At 40.3% G+C, this 15650-nt stretch carries 25 protein-coding genes; 6 read left to right on the forward strand and 19 right to left on the reverse strand.

Translation table 11 applies throughout. The features are described 5' to 3' along the window. Window positions 1-12: 12 nt before the first annotated feature. The 8 genes from ACHWTJ_RS09610 to ACHWTJ_RS09645 all read right to left on the reverse strand — a co-directional run bounded on the left by ACHWTJ_RS09610 (window position 13) and on the right by ACHWTJ_RS09645 (window position 4493). A complete protein-coding gene (locus ACHWTJ_RS09610; protein WP_294741859.1) occupies window positions 13-321 on the reverse strand; it encodes a hypothetical protein in 309 nt (102 codons plus the stop codon). Between the two features lie 102 nt (window positions 322-423). Next, on the reverse strand, window positions 424-849 hold the full coding sequence (locus ACHWTJ_RS09615) for a hypothetical protein (protein ID WP_394679565.1): 426 nt from the start codon (window positions 847-849) through the stop codon (window positions 424-426). Continuing rightward, window positions 800-1030 (reverse strand): hypothetical protein, encoded by a 231-nt coding sequence (locus tag ACHWTJ_RS09620; RefSeq protein WP_394679566.1) that lies wholly within the window; start codon window positions 1028-1030, stop codon window positions 800-802. Before ACHWTJ_RS09620 ends, ACHWTJ_RS09615 begins: the two co-directional genes overlap by 50 nt. 55 nt (window positions 1031-1085) lie before the next feature. Continuing rightward, on the reverse strand, window positions 1086-1604 hold the full coding sequence (locus ACHWTJ_RS09625; RefSeq protein ID WP_394679567.1) for a hypothetical protein: 519 nt from the start codon (window positions 1602-1604) through the stop codon (window positions 1086-1088). A gap of 169 nt (window positions 1605-1773) precedes the next feature. Further along, window positions 1774-2031 carry a hypothetical protein gene (locus ACHWTJ_RS09630; protein WP_394679568.1) on the reverse strand — a complete coding sequence of 86 codons (258 nt, stop codon included), beginning with the start codon at window positions 2029-2031 and terminating at the stop codon, window positions 1774-1776. A 383-nt stretch (window positions 2032-2414) separates the two neighbouring features. Next, window positions 2415-3293, reverse strand: a complete 879-nt coding sequence (locus ACHWTJ_RS09635; protein WP_394679836.1) for a DMT family transporter — start codon at window positions 3291-3293, stop codon at window positions 2415-2417. 66 nt (window positions 3294-3359) lie between these two features. After that, window positions 3360-3509 carry a hypothetical protein gene (locus ACHWTJ_RS09640; RefSeq protein ID WP_394679569.1) on the reverse strand — a complete coding sequence of 50 codons (150 nt, stop codon included), beginning with the start codon at window positions 3507-3509 and terminating at the stop codon, window positions 3360-3362. Between the two features lie 84 nt (window positions 3510-3593). Further along, window positions 3594-4493 (reverse strand): NADH-dependent flavin oxidoreductase yqiG, encoded by a 900-nt coding sequence (locus tag ACHWTJ_RS09645; RefSeq protein ID WP_394679570.1) that lies wholly within the window; start codon window positions 4491-4493, stop codon window positions 3594-3596. Window positions 4494-4642: 149 nt separating this feature from the next. Here ACHWTJ_RS09645 and ACHWTJ_RS09650 point away from each other — a divergent pair, with 149 nt between their 5' ends. The 4 genes from ACHWTJ_RS09650 to ACHWTJ_RS09665 all read left to right on the forward strand — a co-directional run bounded on the left by ACHWTJ_RS09650 (window position 4643) and on the right by ACHWTJ_RS09665 (window position 7690). After that, complete coding sequence (locus tag ACHWTJ_RS09650; protein WP_294741865.1) at window positions 4643-5518, forward strand: LysR family transcriptional regulator; 876 nt, start codon at window positions 4643-4645, stop codon at window positions 5516-5518. A 233-nt stretch (window positions 5519-5751) separates the two neighbouring features. Further along, entirely contained in the window at window positions 5752-6702 is a 951-nt protein-coding gene (locus ACHWTJ_RS09655) for a DUF2268 domain-containing protein (protein WP_174316201.1), read from the forward strand. A 497-nt stretch (window positions 6703-7199) separates the two neighbouring features. Beyond that, window positions 7200-7424, forward strand: coding sequence for a type II toxin-antitoxin system RelB family antitoxin (gene relB / locus ACHWTJ_RS09660; RefSeq protein WP_394679571.1), 225 nt, complete (start codon window positions 7200-7202; stop codon window positions 7422-7424). Further along, the gene (locus tag ACHWTJ_RS09665) at window positions 7421-7690 is read left to right on the forward strand and encodes a type II toxin-antitoxin system RelE/ParE family toxin (RefSeq protein ID WP_394679572.1); all 270 of its coding nucleotides are present in this window, start codon (window positions 7421-7423) and stop codon (window positions 7688-7690) included. The genes relB and ACHWTJ_RS09665 overlap by 4 nt, the downstream gene beginning before the upstream one ends. 126 nt (window positions 7691-7816) lie before the next feature. Here ACHWTJ_RS09665 and ACHWTJ_RS09670 read toward each other — a convergent pair whose 3' ends face one another. Beyond that, window positions 7817-8386 carry a suppressor of fused domain protein gene (locus tag ACHWTJ_RS09670; protein WP_394679573.1) on the reverse strand — a complete coding sequence of 190 codons (570 nt, stop codon included), beginning with the start codon at window positions 8384-8386 and terminating at the stop codon, window positions 7817-7819. A gap of 37 nt (window positions 8387-8423) precedes the next feature. Next, entirely contained in the window at window positions 8424-9131 is a 708-nt protein-coding gene (locus tag ACHWTJ_RS09675; RefSeq protein ID WP_394679574.1) for a hypothetical protein, read from the reverse strand. Between the two features lie 87 nt (window positions 9132-9218). Between ACHWTJ_RS09675 and ACHWTJ_RS09680 the strand changes: the two genes are divergently transcribed. Next, entirely contained in the window at window positions 9219-9629 is a 411-nt protein-coding gene (locus ACHWTJ_RS09680; protein WP_394679575.1) for a hypothetical protein, read from the forward strand. 95 nt (window positions 9630-9724) lie between these two features. Here ACHWTJ_RS09680 and ACHWTJ_RS09685 read toward each other — a convergent pair whose 3' ends face one another. The 5 genes from ACHWTJ_RS09685 to ACHWTJ_RS09705 all read right to left on the reverse strand — a co-directional run bounded on the left by ACHWTJ_RS09685 (window position 9725) and on the right by ACHWTJ_RS09705 (window position 12522). Further along, complete coding sequence (locus tag ACHWTJ_RS09685; RefSeq protein WP_394679576.1) at window positions 9725-10105, reverse strand: DUF5412 family protein; 381 nt, start codon at window positions 10103-10105, stop codon at window positions 9725-9727. Between the two features lie 44 nt (window positions 10106-10149). Then, window positions 10150-10545, reverse strand: a complete 396-nt coding sequence (locus ACHWTJ_RS09690) for a hypothetical protein (RefSeq protein ID WP_394679577.1) — start codon at window positions 10543-10545, stop codon at window positions 10150-10152. Window positions 10546-10577: 32 nt separating this feature from the next. Beyond that, entirely contained in the window at window positions 10578-11195 is a 618-nt protein-coding gene (locus ACHWTJ_RS09695; RefSeq protein ID WP_394679578.1) for a hypothetical protein, read from the reverse strand. 67 nt (window positions 11196-11262) lie between these two features. Next, window positions 11263-11877 carry a hypothetical protein gene (locus ACHWTJ_RS09700; protein WP_394679579.1) on the reverse strand — a complete coding sequence of 205 codons (615 nt, stop codon included), beginning with the start codon at window positions 11875-11877 and terminating at the stop codon, window positions 11263-11265. A 27-nt stretch (window positions 11878-11904) separates the two neighbouring features. After that, window positions 11905-12522, reverse strand: coding sequence for a hypothetical protein (locus ACHWTJ_RS09705; RefSeq protein WP_294741877.1), 618 nt, complete (start codon window positions 12520-12522; stop codon window positions 11905-11907). A gap of 134 nt (window positions 12523-12656) precedes the next feature. Here ACHWTJ_RS09705 and ACHWTJ_RS09710 point away from each other — a divergent pair, with 134 nt between their 5' ends. Beyond that, complete coding sequence (locus ACHWTJ_RS09710; protein WP_058705267.1) at window positions 12657-13160, forward strand: DUF2199 domain-containing protein; 504 nt, start codon at window positions 12657-12659, stop codon at window positions 13158-13160. 57 nt (window positions 13161-13217) lie between these two features. Here the strand turns inward: ACHWTJ_RS09710 and ACHWTJ_RS09715 are convergent, their stop codons facing one another. From ACHWTJ_RS09715 to ACHWTJ_RS09730, 4 genes are read right to left on the reverse strand one after another with little or no spacing between them, the layout of a single operon-like run. Further along, window positions 13218-13985, reverse strand: a complete 768-nt coding sequence (locus ACHWTJ_RS09715) for a hypothetical protein (RefSeq protein WP_394679580.1) — start codon at window positions 13983-13985, stop codon at window positions 13218-13220. Next, the gene (locus ACHWTJ_RS09720; RefSeq protein ID WP_294741883.1) at window positions 13975-14142 is read right to left on the reverse strand and encodes a hypothetical protein; all 168 of its coding nucleotides are present in this window, start codon (window positions 14140-14142) and stop codon (window positions 13975-13977) included. The genes ACHWTJ_RS09715 and ACHWTJ_RS09720 overlap by 11 nt, the downstream gene beginning before the upstream one ends. Window positions 14143-14156: 14 nt before the next feature. After that, complete coding sequence (locus ACHWTJ_RS09725) at window positions 14157-15161, reverse strand: DUF2716 domain-containing protein (RefSeq protein ID WP_394679581.1); 1005 nt, start codon at window positions 15159-15161, stop codon at window positions 14157-14159. A gap of 21 nt (window positions 15162-15182) precedes the next feature. Further along, entirely contained in the window at window positions 15183-15569 is a 387-nt protein-coding gene (locus ACHWTJ_RS09730) for a hypothetical protein (protein ID WP_294751649.1), read from the reverse strand. Between the last annotated feature and the right edge of the window lie 81 nt (window positions 15570-15650).

Here is a 15650-nt window from a genome sequence, read left to right on the forward strand (position 1 = left end):
TTACCTTACTAATCAAGAGATCGTTGTTTTTTTGCGTTTTACGATCAACAAAACGATCACGAACAGAAACTCAAAGATTGTAAAGATGCCGACAAAGAAATAGACGACTAACACCTGACTGATCCCATCGACAGCAATCGTGTAAAACCACAGTAATGAAATGCCCGTCGTATAAAGAAGATTAATGATCGTTCCGCTAATTAAGCTAGCTTTCAAGCTTTTCTTACTCCGCGCCTGACTCACGATAATGACGATAGCTCCAATCACCCAGACGATGAGTATGAGTTCAAGGATAGTCTTATCGTTCCATTGTACATCCATGATTTACTCTCCTTTTCAATAGGCTGATAAAATGCGAGTGATACCTATATTTTACAGCAATACAGACTCTTCTAGCCTTCTAAAAGTTAAGCAAAGGAGTTTTTAAAGATCCACGTCAGAATAGTCCTTTATTTTCCTAACCCGAATACTTTCCACCTGACCGATGTGATCAGTCTCTTTCAAGCGGTGCTGAACGACGAGCAACACCAACACGAGCGCAGATAGCACACAAATCGTCGCATAGTACGGTTGCGCGACGCGCTCCAATTCAACCGCCGATAGCACCTGTAAGATCGTCAATCCCGCGAGCATTCCGTGGAAATACCTCTGATAGCTGCGCGGCATTCCTGGCTGTCCGAACGTCTCATGCCAAACGTATAAGCCGAGTCCGAACGCAATTCCGTTCAGGATCGGCGAAGGAAGGAGGAAGAGAAGAATGCCGAGACCAAGCATCAACCAAGCGTATCGGATCGCAGGCTTAAAGAAAGCAGGATCGAGCTGCGCTTCCTCTTCCTCGATGACGGGCACTGCTTTCTCTTCTTCGGTCAACGGTCGGTCGAAACCCAAGGGCTTCTTTCGCTTCTGCTAACTCTAGCATTCGTTTCTTCATCCCAAAGTAGAGCGGAAAACGTTCTTTGATGACCTCCCCTTCATCCGTTTGACCATCCGCTTGTTCTTGCACGGATACCTGATACAGCGTGCGCCCCATTCGATAACTGACCCATTAATCGGTCGTTTGAGTTTGACCATTGTCACGCTTGAGTTCAATCACCTTGGCTTTTTGATTCGTCATGATATGTGATTCCTTTCGTCGTAAGTTCCTGTAATTGTTCTGAAGCATACAATAGGAGAATGAATCCTGAGATGAGACAGACCGCTCCGTTAATCGAGAGATTGATCGGTAATAAATAGTTTTTCGATGAGCTCGCTAACGCGAACATGAAAAGTGCTCCTGACCAGCGATACATGCGAGTACGTGTAGATTTCCCTTCGAGATCAATCGGCCAGAAAATCATCAGAACGACGAGTGTTATGTATCCCGGAATCGGCAAGATATCAGTCAACGTCAGTAATCCACTGAACAAGATCAATAGAGCGCTTAAAATGCGCAACTTTATGATTCGTCGGTCGACTCGAAAATCCATTACTTCAGACAGCGCAAAAGGTAAACGGATGTATCCATCGCCTGATTTTTCACGTATCCATACTTTTTTCTGACGATATGCGAGGAACGAATTCTTGAAAACAGTCCGCTTCGTTGCGGACTCTTCATTCGTTTGCATCATGCCCTCGCTATCGATTGCCTGCTCTTTTCAGGCAATACCTTCCCGGCAGAATAAAGTTCGTCCTTCTTGGTGAAAAACGATGTGATGCACATGATCGTCGACTTGCTTGACTAATTGAATCATGATTTGAGCTCCCTTTATCTTGCTTTCTATATTCCTATAGGTCTCACCATGCTGCGCTGACAGCGTATAGTATGAACAGTCCACCAAAGACACAGACGTAACCGTAATGTCTGACGGTCAACGAACAAAATAGGATGACGCCAATTGACAAAATGATACTGAGTACGAATGAATCGACCGTGTCGACGCTATCCCCGTGTCCTTCTAACGGTGTCTTTTTCGCATGCTTCGAGCGGATGAAATAGATGCCTAACGTTAACAAAAATGATCCGACAGCAAGACCAAGAAACGGTAACACCATAGACTTCTCCTCCGACATATGTATTTGTTTCAATTAGTAATTCAATATGTTTTCATAAAGTTATTATACAACTAATAAATACGATATTTTCCTTTACTAAGTTTCAAAACTATTTTTACCTATTAATAGATGATTTATCATTAATTTCATATATTTTTTTACTTAAAATGACAAATTAGTTAGATGACTATTATAAAAATTTAAAATAGCTCTTTAGTGATAAGATTAAGGATTTTGTTTCAATATGACGTTAAGTTTTAGAAGTGAACAAAAAATCCATTCCAAATTTTACGGAATAGATTTTCCTTATACATTCATATGTCTCTTAGGATTATTTACATAAATACATTAAAACGAAAAATGGTTCTTAAAAGAATATTAGATTACTGCCTTCTTACTTTTTCTGTTTGAGTAATATAGTTCTCTTCTGGGATACTAGCAATATGACTGCTAGCTTTAAGCGAGTAGAACAATCCGATAAAGATACACAAAATACCGAATAACTGTGTCCACCTTAAATACACATTTCCGAAAAAAACATCTAATACAATAGCCACTGCAGGGTCGACGAAAACCATAGAAGAGACAACTGTTGTGGCTAAATGACGAATGCTATTGAAAAACAGTAAATATACTATTCCTGTATGAATAACTCCGGTTACAGTGACATACATCCACTGTGAAGCATCAATTGCTGTATAGTTATTAAAATGAATGAACGGAAGTAACACAATCAGACCTATCACCATTTGAATAAAAGTGGTCACATATACACTAGTTGTTGTAATACTCTTTCCTAATAACATCGTTGCTGCGTAAAAACATGCTGCGATGATGCTGTAGACGATCCCCTTCCAGCTTTCTGAAGCAAACCGTACACCATCGATACCTATAATACTTAATGTTCCAATAAAACAAACTAACATAGATACATACATGAGTTTCGTCTTTTTTTCTTTAAAGAAAAGGCTACCCATTACAAGAACAATAATAGGAGCTAAGTGATATAAGGTTATGGCAATTGTAATGGACGTTCTCTCAAATGCTTTAAAAAGAAACACCCAATTACAAACATTCGTCACACCACAACAAGCAATATATATCAGGTCTTTCCTATTCCATCCTTCCTTTTTAAATCGTCCAGATACGATCCATGCCATTATTAGAAATACAGCAGCACATATACATCGAATCCACACTAATTCAATTGCCGGAAGACCTGTAAAAGTTGAAAAATAGCCAATTGATCCAAAGATAGTCATAGCTATACTTAGTTGAAACAAAGCAATTTTGTTCACCACTATTTCCCCTTTTTGCTTACACATTTATTATCGTTGTGCAGGCAATCCATCACGTGTAAGAATATTTTTCCACATTTCATCCGGAATGGAGAGCATTTGTTGATTATCGCGTGACAAGGTCGTACGAATTTCTTCCTCTCTTCCTGCTTTTAGTTTTTTAACCCAATCTGGTTCCATTAATAACTCTCTTCCTAATCCAAATAAAGGAATTCCTTGTTCTAATACGTCCAAGGCATCATCTGGTGTGTATATGGAACCGAGTCACAGAAAACTTGTTCTATCTGCAATCACATCACGAAAAATCTCTGCTCTTGTTTTTGTTTGATTCGAACCCCTTCGAGGCATGGACCAAACGTTTTTGACTGAAAGATGTAAGTACGATAAGCCTTGATTAGACAATTGATCTACAAAAGCGATCGTTTCCTCCATATTCAAACCATCCTTTTCTGGTTCTTCTGGTGAGAAGCGATATCCAATAATAAAATTATTGCTCGCATATTGATCGCGGATTCGTTTTACTTCTTCAATAACAGCTAACGGGAAAGACATCCGTTTTTCTAATGTTCCTCCCCACATATCTGTTCGAAGATTGGAATATGCCGAAAAAAATTGTTGAATTAGATATCCGTTGGCTCCATGAATTTCCACACCATCAAACCCTGCACGTATAGCTATCTCCGTTGCTCGTCCAAAATCCTGAATAGTAGTTAAAATTTCTTCATGTTCTAACGCACGAGGAACGTAATCATTGCTTGAATCCTTGTAAAGGCTTGCCACGATACCACTTGGGCTAACCATTCGCCTTTCACTTATGTATCCGATGAGACTTTCGCTTCCTCCGTGATGAAGCTGAAGGATTGCTTTTGCTCCCTTTTCTTTTATTTTATTTGCCAACTGCGTAAGACCTGGTACATTGTGTTCCCCATATGCTTTCATTTGACGAGGAAAACTAGTTCCGAGTGATGATATGGTTGCAGCCGCGGTAATAAACATAGCTGGTCCTTGCGCTCTTCTGCTATAGTAGTCCAATTCTTCGGAAGAGACACTTCCATCTATATTTCCTGAATAAGTGGTCATCGGTGCAACAACGACTCGATTCGCCAAAGTTACTCCATTTGAAAGCGTATAAGGTGAAAGGATCTTTTCATACTTCTGATTCATCAATACATCCACTCTCCAATTCTTTTATTTTTTTGATTCAATCTATCTGTTTTTAGTGTATTTGTAAAAATAAAATAAGTAAAATGAATGTTTTTCATTCTAATCATTTGTATCTCTCATGTATAATATAGAAAAGGATGTGAAGTACATTGAATTTATTTCAACTAGAAGTGCTTTTAAACGTAGTAGAAAGTAGTAGTTTTACGAAAGCAGGTCAAAAGATTGGACTGACACAATCTGGAGTAAGTCATAACATTACAACACTGGAATCTGAACTAGGAGTAACACTTTTGAATCGAGGACGAGGTGGTACATCGTTAACCACTGCAGGGGAATATATTATTCCACACGTACGTAATATTGTGACAAATATGGCTCATATAGAGCAAAAAGTTTCTTCTTTACAAGGATTAGAATTAGGAAAGATTGCTGTTGGGAGTTTTCCGAGCTTTACTGCTGCATTTATACCGATCCTGTTTTCTATATTCAAAGAACGGTTCCAGAATGTTGAATTGGTGTTATATGAGGGTGGCTACGATGATATTGAAAAGTGGGTGGAGGAAGGTACTGTGGATTTCGGTTTCACAGCATTACCAGTTAAAGGTTTCGAGAGTATAGCACTGACACAAGATCCTTTGTCTGCTGTCGTATATGATGGACACCCTTTTATAGAAAAAGATACTGTTACGATAGCTGATTTTAAAGAGGAATCATTCATCATGTTACGTTCTGGATGTGAAGTCCTTATCGAGGATGAATGTCGTAAAGCTGGTCTTTCATTACATACCTCTTATAGTAGCAAGGAGAATGAAACTGTACTGTCTATGGTGAAAGGAAAATTAGGTATTAGTATTATGCCAAACCTTGCAGTTTCTAAACGAGAGACTCATGTTCATTTGTTACCCTTACACCCTCCTGTAGTGAGACATCTCGGATTAATTGTCAAGTCATCAGACAAAATGACACCTCTTTCCAAAGAATTTGTCAAGATCGTGAAAGCACATTTCGATAGTTATGAAATCTAATTTTTGGTATCAAGATAGTGCGTACAGATACATTCACTTACAGATAGCACGGATTCAGGGACAATCGGGTTGTCCATGTTCTCTTTTCGATGAATTGATAGAATAAAAAATTCCTTCACTATTCAATTACATATTTTTACTACAAAGGAACTTTGTGCTATATTTATTTAAGTGATTACTTATTTTTAAATAATTTTACAGGATATTCATGTATGTGTTGAAGGGATGATTATATGTTGAAAAGAATACTTATACCTTTTTTATGTGTTCCTTTAGTCGTTTTAACCGCATGTTCAGAAGAAAGTCAAAGCGAAAAATTTAAATCGGAGTCCATTGAAATCAACAATGACAGTGAAGTGAATATCGTTCCTCTTTACTCCCCCTATCAAAAATACTTAAAAGCTTCACTAAAAGATAATGATATTGAAGTGAGTAAACAAAATTACATAAAATATGTTCTAAACGATATCGATAAAACGGGTGAAAAAGAAGATTTTGATACTACTTCTTTAAAAGGTTTCTTCATGCTGCAATCGACTGCTTATCAGCAAGCACTGCTTGATCGAATCGATGCTCTGGAAGAACGACAAGACGAGATTAAAAAAATCATCACAAAAAACTACACTGCTGCGCATAAAGTCCTTCCAAAGAAAAAGAGTACGATTTTCATCGTACCGATTAACTCGGAATATACGACGATGACCGAACCGATGGGTGGAGTAGCAGCAGGAACGTACAAAGATGCGGTCGTGCTCTATCTGGCGGAAGATTTTGATAAGGATGCTCTCGCCTATACCGTTGCACATGAATACCATCATTTAATCCTTCAAGATAGACCAGAATATCAGATGAATAAATTACTCGATTCGGTCATTGTTGAGGGAAAAGCAGATGCTTTTGCTGATCGAGTCTTAAAAAATGTGAAGGCCCCGTGGGATGAACCCATGGATGATACGACAATCAAACATGTCGCAAAGTTGATTCAAACTGGTGAAGCTACTTACGAGGACCTCGTAGGCGGTAGTCCTCAAAAAGACATCCCCCGGTGGAGTAACTACAATTTAGGACACGATATCCTCAATCATTATTTTAAATTACATCCAGATTCTAAAATAGAGGAATGGTCCTTTAAAGGTGAAGCTGATCTTTTGAAAGGATACAAATACCAAAAGTTACTTCAGTGAGAAAAGTATATTTTTGATATATTCCATAAAAAACAGATAGATGAAATAACAAGAACAGCTTACGTGTCGTAGGAAAATTTCTCTATCGCACTCAATAACATCTTAATATGGTCCAATATCTATACAAAAAAGATCAAGGTACAGATGCTTTAAACAGATCTGTACCTTGATCTTTCTTCAATTCAAAACACTCTTTGTTTTCTTGTAATAAATACACGGCGCCTTCTGGATGCATATCCTTTTTTCGCAAGCGAGGAGAATGTAAGGAATTATCATGATCATCACCTTCCTAAACATGGTCAAATTGAAGATGAATGACTATGTTTACTTTAATTTGAACATAATTTCATTCACTTTTTTAGATTTAATCGTACCCATCTGAAATATTTACAATTCAAATTTCAGCCTTCAAGGAGTCATTATTCAAGATTATCGACTAATTCTATATACTAAAACCTTAATTTGTATTTCAATGTATTACAAAGGAGTTGATAATCATGAGTACCATTTCTGTACGTCTGGATGAAGAGGATGCACGACTCATCAAGGAATATGCGAAGGCAAAGAACATCACGATTTCTACACTCGTTCGCGATGCCGTCCTCGACTACATCGAAGGCGAAATCGATTTACAACTCTATCATGATTCCATATCAGTGCACCGTAAAAAATCAAAAGCGATCTCTATCGACGACATGATGAAGGAACTTGATTTAGAATGACAGCTTATAATGTAGAGTTCGAGCGCGGGGCTCAAAAATCTCTCAAGAAAATGGACCCTCAACAAGCGCGGATCATTATGTCCTGGATCAAGAAGAACCTTGTTGGAACGGATAATCCGTGTCGTCATGGTAAAGGACTCATATCCCATCACTCAGGTGAATGGCGGAATCGCATCGGCGACTATTGTCTGATTGCTGACATCCAAGATGAAAAAGTCATAATCTTGATTCTTGAAATCGGACATCGTAGGGATATCTATAAATAAGATGACTAGAACTTACGTACGTTTAAAGTGATCTAGTCTTAAATTTTGAGGAAATACGAAACACCTCTTGAATAGTACACTTAAAAAAGTACTAACATCAGAGGTGTTTTTGCTTCTTTACTTTCTTTAGATTAAAGGTTTACGGTTAAAATCTACTAACTCATCTGTCTCAAACAAAAGATCTTCAAATTGATCCGCTCCGTGTTTTTCAATATATTTCTCCTCGGATTCAAAAATCGGTACGAACCATACTGGCAATACGGTATCTGGCTCATTCCCAACATTAGAATCTGTTTCAAATAGGCAGAAGGATTCATCAAAGTACACAGGACTTGTAACATAAACAGAGGAGAACTGATACTTTTCAAATATTCCTTCAGGGAGTGGATAATACTCTGCTGCATTAAATGCATGTCCTGTTCTCATAGCGTACTCAGCCAATTGCCAGAGTAAATAAATGATCTCGTCCTGAACGTCTGGTTGTTCCGCTGACATCATTATTTCTTGATGCATCAGTGAATCATCTTCCGTTTGTAGTGGATGAAAAAGTAATCCAAGGGATGCAATCGTATAGGTTTCCTTAAATGGTGCATCTTTGAATTTCAAGATTTGAACGTTCTTTTGTTCAAGTTCCTCAATTGGAAATGCTTCCGTGAATTCTCCACAATGCTTTTCTAAATGATCAAGATAATTCATTAAATAAACCTCCAGTAAAATTTATGATTACTAGCTTCTAATTACTGCGTTCATATTCAAAAATCGCCCACGGAAGCCATAAGACTGCTTCTGTCGCCTCGCCTAATTCATTACAATAGTCTGAGTAACGATCCGCTTCTTCGAACGTATGGATTAAACCACGGCTGTTTAGTGAATTGTTGAATTGATGATCGAAATCGCGTTCCAGTCCGTTACACAAATACGAATGAAATAATCCCGAATCAAATCCTAACACTTCGTACCCGATTTTTTTGGCACCGTCTGTGTCAGGGCTGAGATGTTGTGATACCATTTTTTCTACTCCATAAGGCTCTGAATTTTTACTACTAAAAGCCGCTATATCTTCAAGAAAATCCACTTTATACTGTTCAGGCAAACCGAGGCTGATGATACGTATGTCAGGAAGATGGTTCAAAAAACGATCTACGAACGTTTGCGCAGCGTTCAAGTTAGAGAACACTTGAGGAAACAACATATCTCCTGTCTTCCGATGTTCTTCTATCCATTGTTCGAGTAACTGAAAGGTGGTAAGTGAGAGACCGAGTTGATCCATATAACGGTCTTTCTTTAATTCCGAGTCTCCCCATAAGATACTGATGTCAGGATAGTGTGTACAGATGCATTCACTTACGGATAGGACGGACTCATGGACAACAGCTTTGTCCATGTATTCTTTTCGAGGAGTTGGCAGAATAAGATAGTATCCCGCAGATAGGTAGCTCATAAATTGGCTCCTTGTCATGTAAAATGAATTCAATGAGTGTATGTAATGGATTCGGTACGATAGATTAAGTAGAAAGGAACTGAAAACATGGATAAAGAACAAGAAATAGTGCTCGTCCAATCGTTTTTCGTCAAGCGCGTTCAAGAGCGCGTACTGCATGAACTGTTCACGCCCAAAAAACGAGATATGGCAGATCACCGGTATTTAAGCATGCTGAAGAATGATTATTTGATTGAAATCAAACCACCTAATTCATGGCCAGACGATACATATGATTTATTGAAGCAGCACGGTGCACCGGATACGTGCTATTGTCTATCAGAAAACGAGCTGATCAGCGGGAAAACGTTACCTCTCCGTGAGGCACTCGAACACGCCATCGGCTTTGGATTCGCCTCGATCATTTCCTGTATTCCAGGCGAGTTGGCGTATTTCGAAGCGGAGCAATCTTTCGGTCCACCACCTCGCTATTTGTTGAAGAAACCAAGCAATCGGTAAATAGCGTCTTTCATCCATGCTTGGTTTCTAACAACTACGTCACGTGGTCGTACGCCAAAATTTGCTGAATGCATATCATCATCCTCATGTTCCTCTTAGTCTGCTTCGTATATGCCCTCTCTGAAGTCGTACACTTTACTCCATATCTTGATTTTAGTGCCATTGATTGTCACCGTATCCTTCGTCCACTTCACTTCTTTTATTTCGCGACAAGGATACTCCCAGTACATTCTACGCTTTTCTCCGTTCTTATTTTCCATAATGCCGAGCATCGCATAATCCACCGTCGCGCCACCATTCGCGCGGTAAAAGCGAATCGTGTACGCCTGATCAGGCGAGCTACTTTTCGAGATATACTCTTCTTTTGGTACAACATTGATATCAACCAAGAAAAATAGTCGATAGATCGTCCACACGACATATATCGAAAGACTTGCACCTGCTATGATTCCCGTTATCTTTAACTTTTTTCTCACTTTTCAAGACTCCAATTTTTATATATTCTTCAACATTCAATCGTTTAGTCTCCACAAAAGCAAATCAACGTATTTTGATAGACCGACACGATGCACATCCGCTTCAACAATTCTAAAAAATGATGAAGTTCCATGATTCGTTTATCTGACTGATGTATCATCCACGGCTCATTCGCATAATGATTCGCTTGATTCATCATCCACGCTTCCTTCGGTATACAATAGCGTTGAATAAGCAGCTCGCAAATTCCAATCAACTCGTTCACTTCTCTCGCTCTAAACAACTTATCGCTGTAAGGATCGAGATTAATTAAGAGATTGCAACGATTGGAGGTACTTGCGAACTCTTCTCTTAAAAAGCGTTGGACGTGACTCGGAAATAGGAGAATCTCTTTTTCCTTTTCTGGCACTTCTTTTAAATCCTTACTAATCCCAAACATGATCTTCCTCCTTTATATCGCTCCTATGAATGTCAATCATAGTAGTCGATGCCTTCCCCTTTAGGAAGAAACGCTTTTACTTTGTCTCCACTATCAAAACAAGCTTCATTCGAAAATAGATAGTAGCCCATGAAATCATGCTCCATCGTGATGAACGACATCTCTTTCGTCGCATGAATAACGGGAACAATCTGTTCTCTTTTAAAGAACCATCCTTTGACCATTTTCCGTTCAAACGTCAGGAGATTCATAAAGGATAGGAAATAAAAATCGTTCACAGCCGCATACCAATACGTTTCGTCCAGCAGACGCTCAAGTTCGCTCGCATCGTTCACTTGAACGCTATAAAAAAGACTGCTCTTATCTGGATGAATCTTTGTATAGTATAGGTTTTCCTTCTGAAAAAACGGTTCCACTTCTTCATTGGTAAAACCACCGCCGAACGTGACGAATATTGGAAAGCGATTTAGACGCGTCAAAAAATGCTTCAGTACTTCATTGGAATCATGTTGATAGTCTCGTTTCTCGTCATTCGGAAGACATCCCATCGAATAAATCGACTTAATAGCACCCGGTGGATCAATGTCGAGATAACGGTCTTTGATCACTTTTGCATGATTCGTATGTTCTTCGAAATCGATGTATAACATGGAAATCCCTCCACGTATTCTGTTTGATCCATCTACATCATCCAACTAAATCGAGTTGCTGGTTTCATCAATAGAATTCAATGGTACCGTCGTCAGGAAAGATGGCTTTCACCTTGTCCTCGGTATTAAAACAGGGTTCATTCGAAAACAGATAATAGCCCATGAAATCATGTTCCATCGTGATGAACGACATCTCTTTTTTCACACGAATGACGGGAACGATACGTTCTTTTTTGAAAAACCATCCTTTGACCATTCTCCGCTCAAACGTCAGGAGATTCGTAAACGATATAAAAAAGTCTTCGTTCACAGCCCCATACCAATAGGTCTCATCTAGCAATAACTCCAGTTCGGTCGCGTCATGCACTTGAACGTGATAGTATAGGTTCTTGTTTGGTCGAACCTTTGTATACGATAGATTATGCTTTTGAAAGTACGGCTCGACCTCCTCGTCCGTAAAACCTCCACCGAACGTGATGAAAATCGGGTAGCGATTGAGACGCGTCAAAAATTGTTTTAAGACTCGATTTGAATCGCCTTGATAGTCTCTTTTAGTTTCCATATCCGGTAGACACCCCATCGAATAGATGAAATCGATACGTTCCGGTCGATCAACGTACAAGTATCTGTCTTTGAACACTTGTGCGTGATTCATATGCTTCTCAAAATAGACATATAACACGATTCCACTCCTCTCTCAATCACTTTATTACCGCTCGATTTCATCTTCTGGAAACAGTGCTTCTATTTTTTCTAACGCATCGAAATCTGTTTCATTCGAAAAGATCAGGACATTCTCGAAATCAAAGCCGGTTTTAAAAAATGTCGTCGGTTTCGTCATATCGATTACTGGCACTACTCTCTCTTTTTTGATCAACCAGCGTCTTACTCTCCTCGTTTCAAACTTCAATACATCAGTGAAAGCAATCAAATAGTAACCGTTGTTCCAAGCCAATGAAATGGTCTTCGCTAGTATTTGCAATAAGTCATTCGGTTGATTCACTTCGACGGTCATGTATCTTTCACGCTTAGTGATTAGAATCTCTGTATACGGTAATTGTTTGTGCTTAACCGTAGACAGCAAATCTTCTTTTTCTAAATCAGTCAGTTCATGGAATCCAAAAGAGAGATATATTGGAAAACGATTTAACCGCGAGAATAACTGGGTTAACACTATTTCGTAAGAGATGACTTCATCTTCTTTTGAATCATCGTCATAATACTCGAAAGAAAAAATGGATGTGATTCGGTCTTGTCCTTTCACTGTCAGATGATATTCTTTAATCGTCTTCGCATGATTTTGCTGTTCTTCGATGTAAATGTGCACGTTAATCCCCTCACTTTCTCTGGATTGTCACGGTCTTCATCAGGATTCTCTACTAACGGGTGTTACACTACAAGTATGCTCTCTTCTAACGTTAGACAACGAGACATACATAACCCAACTTAGAGGTGATTCCAGTGAAAAAACTTCTGCCTTGCGCCATCTGTGGCGAGAGACACGATGAACTCCCGACTGAATATGAAACACTCGGACCGGTCTACTACGAACAAATGTCTGAGAAAGAGCAAGAAACGAAAAGCGAGATGCATGATACGTGGTGTGTTTTAGAACTGGACGGTCCCCATTATTTCGTGAAGGGCATTCTTGAACTCCCGATTGCTGGACAAGACGAACCCTTCTGGTGGATTACATGGGTGAGCCTGAGTCCTGACAACTTCGCTCGCTTCATCGAGAAAAAACGTTCTCGGATTGAGGAGCCGATGTTCGGCTGGTTTTCAAGTGATCTACCCGCTTACCCGGATACCGTCAACTTAAAAGTGATGGTCCATGATGAAGGAACCGGTCAACTTCCTTTCTTTGAACTCGAGCCGACGGATCATCCTTTGTCGATCGAATTCTATTCCGAAATGACGCTTGCTCAGGTCCATGCCATCGCAGACATCGTCTATGCACAAGAGTAAATCACCTATAACGCCGCTGATCCACAGCGGTTTTTATTATGTCTCACGTGTTTACGATCATTCATCTGTACTACTGATATTCCCAAAATGAGCAATCTTTCCATTCGTACAAAAGTGATCGAGCATGCCAAATCGATTCGTTGCATCGCGGGTCACGATGAAGTTATAGGGCATCAATAACGAGAATTCAGACATGAAGTCTTCAAGCGTTTGCCGTGCGGGACGTGCATCTCTCGAAAAAAATCCTGGCGTGAATTCTTTTCGATTCAGCAAATGCAATAAACATTCTTCAAATACCGCTTGCCAATTGGAGTCGTGTAACGTCAACACGTGAATCGAATCGTCATTTTCTAAAACATCCCGACCACAAAAGACGACCTCGACTGGAAACGAGGCATTCGGTAAAACTGCATCGAAAAAGTTCTCATACTCTGTTCCTGCATTATCGAGCTCTTCATATGCGACTCCATACATCGAGACACAATCGTTCGTGACTCGGACGATTCCTTGTCCTTGTTTTTGGATAATGAGCGTCACTTCTGCTTCAGTCGCCATTTCCTGCTGTTCGATGACAAGGTGTTCGAGAAATCTTTCAAGCTGTGAGTCGTCGGTCATAATCATGTGAGATCGGACCGTCCAATCCGAAAAATCACCGATGTTCGGATTCTGCTTGAGTGGTCGTTCCAGAAACTTTACTTCAACCGGATACCAATGCTGACTTACTTGAAGACGGACGAGGTCTTGCCAATCGTCGCGTGGTAGCAGTTCCCGGAACACATCGATCCACTCGTCTCGTTCAACCAGCATTCCATTCTTATTTTTCATTTTTCATCCGACCTTCTAGTTTGCTACAAAGATAGCCCACGATATGTTCATGCGTCGTCCGCCATTCAAGATCATCATTGTCGACTAATTCATTGATTATCTCCGAGATGACCTGCCATAATGCGGTTCCATGATAATCGTCGTATGGTGTTCTCACTTCCGGTCCTCCTTTTATCCTCTTCGGATTTCATTCGAAAAATTCTCCGTTCTTTGAAACGCAGAGATTAGATCTTCTCCAAACAACGTGATGCTACCCTCCCAGGGATGACCGAGATATCCCCAGCGAAAATCACGAGCGATGAAAAAGGAGTAATCGCCATCTGGAACTGCTGGAATCATCCAGTCTCCTTCTTCATTGCGAAGAAACGGACGTCTTGGGTCGATCCAGTATCCTTGATGATTCCAATCGAGCGCCATCACGCGTTCTCCTTCAACGGTCAGCTCGGTCAGAATACGCTTTAACGTTTGCTCGATCTCTTCGCGTTTCTCGTAATCCACTTCATATGTAATGAACGGACTCGGGGCATGGTATGAGGGGAAAACTGTCGTACTGGGTGCGAACTGAAATTGTTGATCAATGACGTGCCACACCTTCTCATCCTCCACATGCGTCATCGGAATCCAGCTCCATGGTTTACCTTCATCCATCAGCTCAAACGGCGCTCCTTGAGGATATAGAACGGTGTACGCTGCTCCTTCTTGTACTGCAATTTTTGGTTCGTCTTGTACATCGCGTGCTTTCGTCTCTTCAAAAATTAGTGCAATGGCTGCCTCGACATCAAGGACATGGTAAACGATATTCGTCGTACCGCTACCGATATCTCCCCCTTCGCAGTAGCCGTTCCCCGTATGAAGCAAACCATCATTGATTACTTCTTCCATCATGTAACGTCGCTCGAGCGCTGTTTCTTCCTGATCCTCTTCATAAGAAAACTGGACAACCAGTTCCGTATAATCGGTTTCGTTTAGCTCGCGATAACCTTGACGTTCAAACTCCTCAACCAACCGCAAAATCTGTACACCTAATCGTTTGAAGCGCGAGACACGCAATTGCTTTACGTTTTCTGCTTTCACCCACGCTCCAACGATTCCTTGATGTTGAACGATGAGGCGTTCCTCCGTATAAATTGTTTGGTAGAGCGTATCCGAGCCGTTTTGTTTTGTCAGTTGGATCATGAGTGGTTTCCGCTCCCTCCATCACAATGCGTTCAAGTCACGATCTTCTATGTAGCCTAAAAACGTATCTTGCAATGCACCATCTGTCTCTACGGTATCGACCGGATCTCCTGCTTCGTCGACTCGGACAAGTGCCAGTTTCGCTTCAAGCGCAGATCCATTTAGTCCTGAACTCCCATCGATGATACTAAATACATGGGAAACCGTATCGATGATCGTCTGTTCCATCATCTGTCTCATTCGTTTTTGATCCGCTTCGCTCGAATGTTGGTAAAACGCGATGCAGGCCGTATAGTCATTGACGTTTGGATCGACTTCTTCTTCATAGATGTCCTTATAATCTGCCATACCGCCCTGAACGACCGTCCGATGGACCGCTTGAACAAACTCTTCCATCTCTTGATTCATGATTTTTCTCTCCTTTTATCAACAGTTCGTAGTTCATATCTCTCATCTTGAACGCTTACCGATTACATCTATTCGTCTGAA

The sequence above is a fragment of the uncultured Exiguobacterium sp. genome, assembly GCF_964277885.1.
Classification (GTDB): Bacteria; Bacillota; Bacilli; order Exiguobacteriales; family Exiguobacteriaceae; genus Exiguobacterium_A.